Consider the following 12,371-nt stretch of genomic DNA (forward strand, 5'->3'; position numbering starts at 1 on the left):
CAAGGAGAAACCTAATGCCTTTCGCAGCCGCCTTGCGCGTGCTCATCGTCGACGACCAGTTGACCAGCCGCCTGCTGATCCGCGGCGGTCTACAGGAGCTCGGCGTATCCGACATCGAAATGGCCGCCGATGGCGAGCAGGGATTTAAAGTCGTCATGGCGAAGCATCCCCATCTCGTGATCTCCGACTTCAACATGCCGAAGATGGACGGCCTCGCCTTTCTGCGGGCGGTGCGCTCCTACGAGCCGACGAAGAAGGCGGCCTTCATCCTTCTCACCGGCCGCAGCGACAAGGAGCTGGTCGAACGGGCCGGCAAGCTCGGCGTCAACAATGTGATCGCAAAGCCCTTCACCATTCCCGTCTTGAAGTCCCAGATCGAAGCCGTCGTGGGGAAGCTGAAATGACCGACGCCGCGCGACGCAGCGAGGTCGGCGCCGGCGAGCGCCGCATTCATCTGATCCAGGGCGATTATTACGTCAGCGATGAGACGGACGTGATGTTGACGACCCTGCTCGGCTCCTGCGTCGCCGCCTGCCTCTACGATCGGATGGCTGGCGTCGGCGGAATGAATCATTTTCTTCTGCCGGGGGCTGAAGCGCAAGACGATGCGCGCCAGGCGCCGCGCCGGGGCGACGATCCTTATGCCGTCCATCTGATGGAGCTGCTCGTCAATGGGCTGCTGCAGCGCGGCGCGCGGCGCGACCTACTCGAGGCCAAACTGTTCGGCGGGGCCCGCACGATGGAGGGGCTGGCGGACGTCGGCGCGCGCAATTCGAGCTTCGCCAAACGCTTTCTTGAACATGAAGGCATACGCATCGTCGGGGCGAGCTTTGGCGGGGACAAGGGCCGGCGCGTCCAGTTCTGGCCCGTCAACGGCCGCGCCAGGCAGGTGTTTCTCGCCGCAAGCGAGGCGCCCCGTCCGCAATTCGTCGCCCCGCGCAGGGGGCAGGACCAAAGGGCGGTCGAGTTCTTTTGAGCCTTGGCGGCGCAACAACCGGCGTCGGCCCGGTCGACTTGATCCGGCCATTGGACACAGCGCCGGGCCCCGAAGCCGAAGGCGCCCATCGAAGGCCGATCAATCCGATCGCAATGGATTTTTGCATATGGCGCACCAGGGTCGCGAGCAGAGAGCTGAGACAAACGGGCGGGAGCCTCCACACGCCCCCCTCGGCGATGTGCTGACGCAGGTCAGCCATGAGCTTGCGCAACTCGCCGGGCGCCTCGGGCATTTCGAACAGATGGTCGGTCCGCCGATCCTTGAGGCCGCGCGCCGCGATCCCCGCTTTCTGCGCCAGATTCAGGATCTCGATCACCTAAGGCAGAAGATCCACGCGCTGGCCGATTTTCTGGCCGGCCTTGCGCGCTTCGCGCCGGAGCAATATCGCATCGACGCCGGCGCCGCCGCGCGCGGCTTGACCCTCGCGGAACTCGCCGCGCGCCTCACACTTTCGAAAGACGGCGGCGGAGCTGTTGACGCAGAACGAGGAGACCTTGATCTGTTCTAGGGCTGCGGCGATGGCGTCAGGCTCAGGCAAGCATCACGCGCCAAATGACATCTCATACCTCTACACAACATCGAGTTGTGTTTAAAAGCTGAATAATTCGATGGACGATTCTTCACAATGCCGTCAACAATGCGGCGGCCGCACAGCGGGGGCATTCAGCCATCCAACGGGCGTCAGCGTCTCAAGAATCGAATGTTCAAGATCAGACGCGGGGAGTACAAATCAATGCGAATGAGATTTCCGACAATGATGGCTTTCTGCTTTTATGACGTCAGGACTCTACTTATCAAGCGGTGGTTGAAAACTCTGCGCGCCGTGCTGTTGTTCGATTGCGCGCGGAGCGGCCTATGGTGTGCGCGGCCGGCAATCGCCGCGCTCGCCTTGTTTGGCGTCACGCTTCTTGGCGCAATTCCAGACGTAGCTCATGCAGCCGATCTGACGCTGGTCTGTCCGGGGGACGGGTCAAGCGTTCCAGTCACCGAACCAATGCTCGAGGATCAATCGACAGGACAGCGGACCGCCATTACGGATCCGCAACTCAAGGCTGTGGCGATGGAAACATGCAGCCCGGGCAATGTCGCCGGCGCCAATAGCGTCGTCAAGATAACCAACAAGCGCGACGTTTCGATCTTTGTGAGCTTCACGACAAGCAACCACAAGCAGGGCCCGATCACTTGGGGCGGCGGGTGCGAAAAATTGGCCCCCGCCAGCAGCGCCGGCAGCGCCAGCTCCACCGGCGGGGTCATGATCCGCAAAGGCGTCACATGCACCGCTAAAGTCAACAACAACGCAGTTTCGTCGCGATTTTGCGCTGCCCTCGATCAGCCGCCAGCGGATTGCTACAATGCGCAGGCCAATCATCAGACCATGGTCGAGACCATTTTCGAGCCGGGTAGCAATCCGGGATGCTTCAACAAGGGGTATTGCGTCTGGTTTGACATCAGCGTCATTCCATCAACATGCACGGACGATCTCTGGAAGCTGAATCAATGCGCCAACACGGGCGGCGCTTCCTACAATCTGCCGGTTTCGGTCTCCTGCGGCAGCAAGCCGGTCTACGCCTGCCAGGGTCCGACGAGCGGCAAATATGGATCGGCGAATTATCCCGCCAATTGCGGAAATCCCGACGCCACCTGTTCTGGAACGCCAGCCTGCCTCAACGCCTATTTCTATCCGATGTTTGATCCGCCCGAAAACAAATATCAGCCCAATACGGTTTGTCTCGGCGGCCAGACGTTGACTTTAACCTTTCTTCCAGGGCAGTAAACGCTAGGCGATTGAAGCGCGCGACGCGCTCCTTCCCCGACCCGGATCACGATGATTTCGGATTTTGATCAATCCAAAAGCACGAAACGTGACCGGGTCCGCCATGCTTAGGAGCGTGACGCTATCGGCTGGAGCTTTGTGCTCCAGCTTCAATGTTCACGCGATCGTTGGGCGAGGCGCTAAAACAGCTGTTGCGCCGCTGCGGCAGGTCAGGCTAAAGCGACGCAATGTTTTATCCGCTCCGCGCCTGCGCTGCGCGCCGCCGAAACCTTGCCGCGTGACGCGCTGCCTGACCCTTTTTCTGGCGGCGGCCTGCGGGCTTATCGTCGCCAATCTCTATTATGCTCAGCCGATCGCGGCCAATATCGGCGCCGATCTTCGCATGAGCGAATCCGCTGTCGGCCTCCTCGTCACTTTCACGCAGATAGGCTATGGGCTTGGCCTCGTTCTCATCGTGCCGCTTGGCGACGTGTTCGAAAACCGCCGACTCATTGCTTTTTGTCTTGCCGGTTCCGTCGTTGCTTTGACGGGATTTGCGCTGGCGCCAACTGCGGCCGCCGGTCTTTCGGCGGCGCTGCTGCTCGGGCTTGCCTGCGTTTCGGCGCAGATCATCGTTCCCTATGCTGCGCAGTTGGCGAGCGAGGACACGCGCGGCCGAGTGGTCGGCGACGTCATGAGCGGCCTATTGGCCGGCATCATGCTCGCGCGGCCGATGTCGAGCTTTCTTACCCATTGGCTGAACTGGCGCGCTATCTTCTTCATGTCGGCCGCGCTCATGGCGGGCCTGTCGTTCGCAACGCTGAAGGGGCTGCCGACTTTCCGCCCCCTCGCCTCGCTCAGCTATTTTGGAATTCTGCGCTCGCTGTTCGGCCTGCTGCGGGACACGCCTTTGCTGCGGCAGAGGATCGCGTATCAGGCGCCGCTGTTCGCCGCTTTCAGCGTGTTCTGGACGGCCTCGCCCTTGCTTCTGCTCAGCCCCGCCTTCAATCTGACGCAGCAGGGCGTCGCGCTATTTGCGTTGCTCGGGGCGGGCGGCGCGATCATGGCGCCGATTGCCGGCCGCGCCGCCGATCGCGGCGGCGTCAGGCTGATGACGGGAGCGGCGATCGGCGCGGTGGTCCTTTCTTTCGGCGTCGCCTGGGCCGGCGGCGCATTCCGATCGCTCCCTCTGCTGGCCGCCGCTGCGCTGATCCTTGACATGGGCGTCTCCGCCAATCTCATTTTGAGCCAGCGCGCCTTGTTTGCGCTGGGTTCTCAGGCGCGCGGGCGCCTCAACGGCCTGTTCATCGCCGCTTTTTTCCTCGGCGGGGCTTTGGGCTCGGCGCTCTCAACCCTCGCATACGCGCGCGGCGGCTGGCCGTTGGCGAGCGCGGCGGGCGGCGCCTTCTCGCTTCTCGCCTTCTGCTTCTGGCTCACCGAAATTTTTACGCGGAAGCGCGAGATATAAGCCTGCTAATCCCGCGCAGGCGCATCGGGCAGGCGCCATCTTGCGGTCGCGGCGTCATCTTCGGCCTTGGCGGCGACCCAGCCGCCATCCGGCCTGTCGCCGACGAGACGCTGCTTCTTCCAGAAGGGCGCGGCGGTCTTGAGATAATCCATCAAGAATTCCGCGGCGGCGAAAGCCGCGCTGCGATGCCGGCTCAAAGTGATGACGAGGACGATCGGCTCGCCCGGCGCGATGCGCCCATAGCGGTGGATGACAAGCGCGCCCTGCAGCGGCCAACGCTTTAGCGCGCTTTCGACGACCCGGCCGATTTCGTCCTCCGCCATGCCCGGATAGTGTTCGATTTCGAGCGTCGCGAGCGCGCCGTCTTCATCACGGCAGAGGCCGGTGAAGCTGACGACTGCTCCGACATCGGTGCGCCCCCGCGTCAGCAGCGCCATTTCGCGGCCAACGTCGAAAGCGGCTGCCTCGACCCGGACGGCCGCCGAGACGTCAGGCTTGGCGACGCGAGGATTCATCTTCGCATCCTGCGTCATCCGCCCGTCATCGGCGGAAAAAAGGCGATTTCGCGCGTCCCCGCGATCGCCGAATGAGGCCACGCGTGGGTGCGGTCCAACGCGGCGCGGATCGACGACTCCTCAGCGAAAGCGTCGGCATAGCCCTCGCCGCGCTGGCCAAGCCAGGCCATCAAGTCGCCGACGGTCACAACGTCCGGCGGCGGTGAAATCTCTTCCTCGGCGAGACCGATCGTCTCGCGCACCCCGGCGAAATAGAGCGCCTTCATCGATTCGATCCCATTCTCACCCCTTGGCCGGCCTTCGCGCCTCAATCCTCGGTCACATGCTTGATGCCGGCCTTGAGATAGTCCCAGCCGGTATACAGCGTCAGCAGGGCGGCGAACCAGAACAAAACGAGGCCGATCTCGGTCGTCTGCGGCAGCACGGCGTCCCCGGCCGGGCCGGCGACGAGAAAGCCAAGCGCGACCAGCTGCAGCGTCGTCTTCCATTTGGCGATGCGGCTCACCGGAATCGAGACTTTGACCTCGGCAAAAAATTCGCGAAGGCCCGAGACGAGGATCTCGCGACAGAGAATCACGACGCCGGCCGCCAGCGAATAGCTCGCGATCGTGTGGTCGGCGACGAGCATCATCAAGACCGCAGACACGAGAAGCTTGTCAGCGATCGGGTCGAGCATACGGCCAAGGGCGGATTGCTGCGACAATCTGCGCGCGAGATAGCCGTCGAAAAAATCGCTGATCGCCGCCGCGACGAAGACGCCGAGCGCAATCCAGCGCATCGCATGAATTTCCGACCAGAACAGACAGCCGACCACGATCGGCACGGCGACGACCCGTCCATAGGTCAAAAGGTTCGGCACGCTCCAGGCATGCCCCGGACCTCTCGTCATCGTTGTGATCGCCATGGTGCGAGGGAACAACCTCTGAAACTTCACGTCAATAGCGCGGCAGCGCGATCGGGGCCGGTTAACTGTCGATCGTCAATCTTAGCCGCCGCCCTCGTGGAAATAGTTGTAGACGAGCCGCGCCGTGGCCGCGTTGACGCCGGCGACCTTTTCGAGGTCGGACAGGGCTGCCTTTGAAATCGCCTTGGCGGTGCCGAAAGCGTGCAGCAGGGCGCGTTTGCGCGCCGGGCCAACGCCGGCGATCTCGTCGAGCGGACTGCGGGTAAATTCCTTCTTGCGTCGGGCGCGATGCGTCCCGATCGCGAAACGGTGCGCCTCGTCGCGCAGCCTTTGCACGAAATAGAGGGCGGGATCGCGTGGGGACAGCCGGAACGGCGTCTTGCCTGCGATGAAAAAACTTTCGCGGCCGGCGTTGCGGTCGACGCCCTTGGCGATCCCGGCCACGGCGACCCCGGTCACGGATAATTCATCGAGAATGGCGTTGGCGGCGTCGAATTGACCCTGGCCGCCGTCGATCAGGATCAAATCCGGGCGCTGCGGGAAAATGTCTTCATCATCGTCGCGGGTCGCGGGCGCGTCCGCCGCTGCTTCGTCCTTGGCGAGCCTCAAAAAGCGGCGCCGCAAAACTTCGCGCATCATGCCGTAATCATCGCCCGGAGTGAGATCCTCGCCTCTTATATTGAAAGTGCGATAATGCGCCTTCATGAAGCCGGCGGGGCCGGCGACGACCATGGCGCCGACGGCATTCGTCCCCATGATATGCGAATTATCGTAGATTTCGACCCGCCGCAGCGGGACAGAGAGGCCGAGCGCCGCCGCGAGCGCCGCGAGCAGCTTTTCCTGCGAGGCGGTTTCCGACAGGCGGCGGCTCATGGCCTCCCTGGCGTTCTGGCAAGCATGTTCGACGAGATCATGTTTTTCGCCGCGCTGCGGCCGCGCGATCTCGATCCGGCGCCCCGCGCGCTGGGACAAAGCCTCGCTCAGCACGGGGCCATTCTCGATCTCATGCGAGAGTAAGATCAATCGCGGCGCCGGCTTGTCCGCGTAGAACTGCGCCAAAAAAGCGTCGAGCACCTCGGGCGAGGTCAGGGACTTGTCGGCGCGCGGAAAATAGGCGCGGTTGCCCCAGTTCTGGTAGGTGCGGAAGAAGAAGGCTTCGACGCAGAACTGTCCAGCTTCCTCGACGATCGCGAAGACGTCCGCCTCTTCGACGGTTTTCGGATTGACGCCCTGCGCGCCCTGGATGGCGGAGAGGGCGGCGATGCGGTCGCGCAGGCGCGCGGCGCGCTCAAACTCAAGAGCATCCGCAGCGCTGGTCATTTCACTTGCGAGAAGGTCGCGCACCGCCCGGCTTTTGCCGGAGAGAAAATCGCGCGCCTCGCCGACCAGCCGGCGATAATCGGCAGGGTCGATCTCGCCGGTGCAGGGCGCCGAACAGCGCTTGATCTGGTGCAGCAGGCATGGCCGCGTGCGGTTCTCATAATAGCTATCCGAACAGGAGCGCAGCAGAAAGGCGCGCTCCAGCGCGTTCATGGTGCGATTGACCGCCCATACGCTGGCGAAGGGGCCGAAATAGTCGCCCCTTCGATTGCGCGCGCCACGATGCTTCAGGATTTGCGGAGCCGCATGGTCGCCGGTCAGGAGAATGTAGGGGAACGACTTGTCGTCGCGCATCAACACGTTGAAGCGCGGCTTCATCTGCTTGATGTAATTTGTCTCGAGCAGCAGCGCTTCCGTCTCGGTGCCGGTCGAGATAAAGACCATCGAGGCGGTCAGCGCGATCATCCGCGCGATCCGGTTGTTGTGGCCGAGCGGGCGAATATAGCTGGCGATTCGCTTGCGCACGCTCTTCGCCTTGCCGACGTAGAGCACCTCTCCGTCGGCGGCGATCATGCGATAGACGCCGGGCCCTTGCGGCGCTTGGCGCCAGAAGCTGCGGATGACGGCCGCGCCGCGCCGCACCGAGGCGGGGGCGGCGTCCTCCTCGGGCAGGTCGAGCTCGGCGAAATCCTGGATCTCAGCGTCCTCGCCGTCCGCGACGGCGAAGTCGGCCTCTGGCGGCGACAGGCTATCGGTGCCTGGCGGCGACTCCGGTGCGGGTTCGTTTTTGTCAGTTGGGACCATTCGCGCAGATTTATGCGTTACGGCCCCGCATGGAAAGGCGTCGCAGCGCGGGAGCGTCAGAGAAGCTGCAGCTGCTCGCCTTGCCGCGCCGGACGCAGGAACAGGTCGCTGCGCAGCGGCGTGCGGCTTTTGGCGAGGCCAAGCCTTGCGGCGGCGGCCTCGAAGCGGCGCCCGATCATCCAGGCGTAGGGGCCGGCTCCGGTCATTCGCTTGCCGAAGGTCGAATCATAGAGCTTGCCGCCCCGCGTCGAGCGCACCAGCGACAGAACATGCCGGAGCCGGTCCGGATAATGGACCATCAGCCATTGCGAAAAGAGATCACGCAGTTCGAGCGGCAGGCGAAGCATGACGTAGCCCGCTTCGCGCGCCCCCGCAGCCTTGGCCCGCTCGAGGATCGCTTCGATCTCGGCGTCATTGATGGCTGGAATAATCGGCGCGGTCATCACGACGGTTGGAATGCCGGCGTCGGACAGCCGACGGATCGTGTCGAGCCTGCGTTCGGGAGAGCTCGCCCGAGGCTCCATCTTGCGTGCGAGCGCCGGGTCGAGCGTCGTCACCGACAAAGCGACCTTGACGAGTCCCCTTTCGGCCATCGGCGCCAGAATGTCGATGTCGCGCGTGACAAGCGCCGATTTGGTGACGATGCCGACGGGGTGACTGGTTCGTGACAAAACCCCAAGGATCTCGCGCATCACCTGCTGGGTGCGCTCGATCGGCTGATAGGGGTCGGTGTTCGTGCCGATCGCGATCGTCTTCGGCTGGTAGGATGGCGCCGATAATTCCCGTTCGAGCAGTTCGGCCGCATTGGTCTTGGAAAAAAGCCGCGTTTCAAAGTCAAGGCCCGGAGACAGGCCGAGAAAAGCATGCGTCGGGCGAGCGAAACAATAGACGCAGCCATGCTCGCAGCCGCGATAGGGGTTGATCGAACGGTCGAATGAAATATCCGGCGACTCATTTCGCGTGATGATGGTTTTGGCGCGCTCCTCGACGACGATCGTTCGCAGCGGCTCGATTTCATCGTCTGCGGACCAGCCGTCATGCTCGCGAAGCCGCTCTTCCGCCTCGAAGCGCCCGCTGGCATTTGTCAGGGAGCCGCGTCCGCGTCGGGCCACAAGGGGCGCCGCGAACTCCGGTTCGCGACGCGGCGATATTTGCCTCGCCCTCGGCTTTACTCCGGGGGAAAGTGGGGCGGCAGAATTGACCGGGCGCTTCGCGTTGCCTTTCACACTTTCGGCTTCGGCCATCGCCGCCTTCTGACTCCGCCTATTGACGGTTATGGGGAAAGAATTTGTTAGGAACATATAGAGAACAAAAGTGGGATCGTCAATGCGCCTGTGGATAAATGCGTGGATGGGCCGGGGCGGCTGCCAGCGCAACTTTGGGAGAATCGGATGCATCGGGACGATGGAGAAATATCAAAAAAGTATTAATGTCATCATTAAATAACCTTAAGCATAAAAGTGCTGTTTTATTGAAATCCAGCGCAAGCCGCGGTAATTGTCTAAAAGGCTTGTTCACCGGTGAAATGGCTCAGTGTCGCGCAGGAAACGAAGCGGCTAGTCGCATTTTGAGCGTTTCATGTGCAAAATCGCACACGACTCGCCTCAAATTGCTCCTAATTTGGCAGGTGCTGCCTTGGAATCGCCGATCTGTCCCTTAAATGTGTAACGCACTCGGCGAAAGCGACGCCGCAGGACTTTAATAGGAAATGACGGCCTATCGTGGGATGAGAATTGATAATTGTTCATGTATGACATAGATCAAGGCCGTGTTTTACAGAGTATTCGGCTTTCTACTCTTGGTTGTGGCATGAATTCATAATAATTTGCTTTGGAAATAGATGAATGTCTGTGATATGAGTTCGCGCCTGAGGTAATCCCTTCCTTGTCGCGGATTCTAAACGATAGCCTCGACGGCTCATCCGGCTGGCTTTGTTTTCGCTATCGCGCCTTTGGCGCATTTTGTTGTTTTTGGACAGCAAGCGGAACGCCTGGCTCAAGGATGAGGGCATAAGACGGGTTTGGACTTTGGGTCAATAAAATGAAGAGACAAGACATGAACAAAATTGGAGCTGCTGTCTTATTCGGCCTCGTTGCTTACGCCCTGCCGGCGGCGGCGGAAGTCACCACGCACGCCGCCCCGGCGACCGAGACGGATGATGTCACCGGAACAATTGGCAAGGATACGGCGCAGCAAGGGGGCGTCTCCGGGGGCTCGTCCGCCAGCTCTACCTTGTCCTATCAGCAAGCCTTTCGTAGCTGGCGCGATTGCGTCGCCACACATCAGGGCGGCGCCAATCCGCCGCCGGTGTGCGATCCGCTTCGCGCGGACCTGCGCCGGGCCATGAGCGAACGGTCGCGCAGTGAGGCGGCCAGATAAGGTCGTCTACGACAGATCTGAACCTCGATTTTCCCGGTGCGGACGAAGCCTTCGCGCGCGCCGGAAGGTTCCTTGTCAGCCCGGCTTGAGCAGCTGAGATTTGACAGGGAAGGGCGATAGAATGCGTCGCTTGAGCGGGCGCTCCGACTGGCGGCGCGGCCATTCGCAACGACGCCTTGGATAACGACGCCTTGGATCATGACAATAGCGCCTATCATCCATTGCGGACCGCCGGCTCCTTCGCGGACGATTTTACCAGTAGGGGGCGTCCATAGATGAAGGCGCGCCTTGCTTTGGTCGCAGCACTCGCGGTCGTTGGGGCCGCGTGCGTCCTCCTCAAGAGCTCTGCAAACCTGTTTGCGTCGCCTTACGGAACGGTGAGGGCTGAAACGAGCGCTGCGAACAACAGCACTTATGTGCTAGGCCAGCCTGTTGAGATCACGGTCTCAGTGACGGGGGCGAGCGCGTCGAAAGCCTTTGTTTTGACGGCGGCCATCCGTGACGAATTCGGCGCGAAAGTCGCGACGCTTCCGCTCTCGATCCTGACCGATCGGGGCGGCTATGGCGGGGCGACTTTCAACGCGCCGGCCAGCCGCCTCGGCTATTTCGAGGTCAAGGTGGCGGCGCCCGACGGCGCAACAAACGGCCGTCTTGGCACGCGTCCAGCCGGGGTCCTTACCTACGCCATCGTGCCGGACCCGGCGACGCGCGTAGATTATGGCGAGGCAGGCGCGCGCTTTGGTCTGCAGGGCGGATTTAGCGCTGGCATGGGCGCCGTCATCCCGCTTCTAGGCGTTCGCTACGTGCAGGCGGCCGGCGGCGGGTGGACAGCGTTCGAACCTAACAATCCGGGGCAGTTCGCGGCCGATAGGGCCGCAGCGGTGGCCGCCGGGCGTCAGCACCCCCCCAAAGACCCGCTCGTTGCCGCCGTGACATTTGGCGGCTCTCCATGGAGCACTTATTCGGTGTTTTGGGTGACGATCGCTTCATTGCCAAGCTGGGCGGTCGACGCCCCGACAAAGGGAGCCTCGACTTCATTCAGCGCCCTGTCTGGTGCGAACCTCGCCAATCTGGCCAATTTCGCTTCAGCATTGGCGTCGGCCGTCGCCGCGGATTATCCGGCGCAAGCAAACCATTATTACCAGATCACCTGGGAGCCTCAAATGAGCTGGGGCTTCAAGGGCGCGTCGGAACAGCTTGTCCAGTATTATTCGACGACTTACGCGGCGATCAAGGCAGCCGATCCGAAGGCGATCGTCGCCGGCCCGGCATTGTTCGTCGCAGGCAAGAGCGCCGACGGTTCTGTCGATCAAATGAGCCAAATGTGGGCTGGCGGCCTCGCCAATTACATCGACGCGGTCTCGATGCACCCCTACGCGACTCCCGGTTTTCCGCCGGAGGCGCACGGGTACATCACAGATATCCGCGGGCAGATTTCCAAAGCGGCCGCGGCCAAGGGCGCAGCCATGCCATTCATCGGCACCGAGCATGGTTACGACTCGGCTCAATACGGATTGCTGCAACAGGCTCAGGCGAACATCCGCCAGACGCTTATCGTCCTTGGCGAGGGCTTCAAGCTCGACTTCATGTTCTACGTCGCCGACTTTTGGGACGCCACGCCTTCGGACGCGAGTGCGCGCTACGGCCTCTTCTATAATTTGAGCGACGCGGTCCAGTTCGGAACGCCAAGGGTAGGCCCAAAGCCTGCCGCAGCGGCCTATGCCGCGATGACCTACCTGCTCGATGGATCGACGACTGCAGGCGCGGTCTCGGGCCTAACTGGATCACAGCTCGGCTACAAATTCACACGAGGCGGAAGGACCATTTTGACGGTTTGGGATTGGAGCGCCAGCACGTCGGCGAATCTAACGATCCCGGTCGGATCGTACACGAAATATGACTGGATGGGGAACGGCGTCGGCGGGACCAGTTCCGGGACCGTGTCGACGTTGCTCGGCGGCAACCCGATCTATTTCGTCTATTGAGGATCGAGGGCTCATTGAGACCGGCGCGTAGCGCCCGACGTTGAGGGCCGCGGCGCTCTGCGCGCGGGTCGCCCGAACGGCTGGGAGAGAACGTCTATATTTGCCTATCGACGCCAGTCTAGGTCCTGTTGACAAATAAGATTCCCAGTCCCGGCTTTCGGTGATTCAACGTTGCTTTCTCAGGGAGGCGGCTTTGATTCGGGACATGATGAGCGACGAGGAGTGGGCGTTCTTCGAGCCGTTTGT

The 12,371-nt window shown here is 62.0% G+C and carries 12 protein-coding genes; 7 read left to right on the top strand and 5 right to left on the bottom strand.

From position 1 onward, the window contains the following. Positions 1-14 precede the first annotated feature (14 nt). The 5 genes from CR492_RS18875 (at position 15) to CR492_RS18895 (ending at position 4,218) form a co-directional block, all read left to right on the top strand. A complete protein-coding gene (locus CR492_RS18875; RefSeq protein ID WP_102845272.1) occupies positions 15-404 on the top strand; it encodes a response regulator in 390 nt (129 codons plus the stop codon). After that, the gene (locus tag CR492_RS18880; protein WP_102845273.1) at positions 401-976 is read left to right on the top strand and encodes a chemotaxis protein CheD; all 576 of its coding nucleotides are present in this window, start codon (positions 401-403) and stop codon (positions 974-976) included. The genes CR492_RS18875 and CR492_RS18880 overlap by 4 nt, the downstream gene beginning before the upstream one ends. 127 nt (positions 977-1,103) lie before the next feature. Beyond that, entirely contained in the window at positions 1,104-1,505 is a 402-nt protein-coding gene (locus tag CR492_RS18885) for a hypothetical protein (RefSeq protein ID WP_146030329.1), read from the top strand. A 225-nt stretch (positions 1,506-1,730) separates the two neighbouring features. Then, complete coding sequence (locus CR492_RS18890) at positions 1,731-2,771, top strand: hypothetical protein (protein ID WP_146030330.1); 1,041 nt, start codon at positions 1,731-1,733, stop codon at positions 2,769-2,771. 103 nt (positions 2,772-2,874) lie between these two features. Beyond that, entirely contained in the window at positions 2,875-4,218 is a 1,344-nt protein-coding gene (locus tag CR492_RS18895) for an MFS transporter (protein WP_102845276.1), read from the top strand. Between the two features lie 5 nt (positions 4,219-4,223). On the opposite strand, the gene CR492_RS18900 is transcribed toward CR492_RS18895, so the two are convergent. From CR492_RS18900 to CR492_RS18920, 5 genes are all read right to left on the bottom strand, one after another. Then, on the bottom strand, positions 4,224-4,733 hold the full coding sequence (locus CR492_RS18900) for a molybdenum cofactor biosynthesis protein MoaE (RefSeq protein WP_102845285.1): 510 nt from the start codon (positions 4,731-4,733) through the stop codon (positions 4,224-4,226). Positions 4,734-4,747: 14 nt separating this feature from the next. Continuing rightward, positions 4,748-4,999, bottom strand: coding sequence for a molybdopterin converting factor subunit 1 (gene moaD, locus CR492_RS18905; RefSeq protein ID WP_102845277.1), 252 nt, complete (start codon positions 4,997-4,999; stop codon positions 4,748-4,750). 41 nt (positions 5,000-5,040) lie between these two features. Further along, positions 5,041-5,637 carry a CDP-diacylglycerol--glycerol-3-phosphate 3-phosphatidyltransferase gene (pgsA, locus tag CR492_RS18910; RefSeq protein WP_102845278.1) on the bottom strand — a complete coding sequence of 199 codons (597 nt, stop codon included), beginning with the start codon at positions 5,635-5,637 and terminating at the stop codon, positions 5,041-5,043. Positions 5,638-5,718: 81 nt separating this feature from the next. Next, the gene (gene uvrC, locus CR492_RS18915) at positions 5,719-7,761 is read right to left on the bottom strand and encodes an excinuclease ABC subunit UvrC (RefSeq protein ID WP_245412174.1); all 2,043 of its coding nucleotides are present in this window, start codon (positions 7,759-7,761) and stop codon (positions 5,719-5,721) included. Positions 7,762-7,817: 56 nt separating this feature from the next. Further along, on the bottom strand, positions 7,818-9,005 hold the full coding sequence (locus CR492_RS18920; RefSeq protein ID WP_102845279.1) for a PA0069 family radical SAM protein: 1,188 nt from the start codon (positions 9,003-9,005) through the stop codon (positions 7,818-7,820). Positions 9,006-9,816: 811 nt separating this feature from the next. On the opposite strand from CR492_RS18920, the gene CR492_RS18925 reads away from it, so the two are divergent. Beyond that, positions 9,817-10,140, top strand: a complete 324-nt coding sequence (locus CR492_RS18925; protein WP_102845280.1) for a hypothetical protein — start codon at positions 9,817-9,819, stop codon at positions 10,138-10,140. Between the two features lie 377 nt (positions 10,141-10,517). After that, on the top strand, positions 10,518-12,125 hold the full coding sequence (locus CR492_RS18930; protein ID WP_146030331.1) for a hypothetical protein: 1,608 nt from the start codon (positions 10,518-10,520) through the stop codon (positions 12,123-12,125). The last annotated feature ends 246 nt before the right edge of the window (positions 12,126-12,371 follow it).

It is taken from the genome of Methylocella silvestris (genome assembly GCF_002891535.1).
Lineage (GTDB): Bacteria > Pseudomonadota > Alphaproteobacteria > Rhizobiales > Beijerinckiaceae > Methylocapsa > Methylocapsa silvestris_A.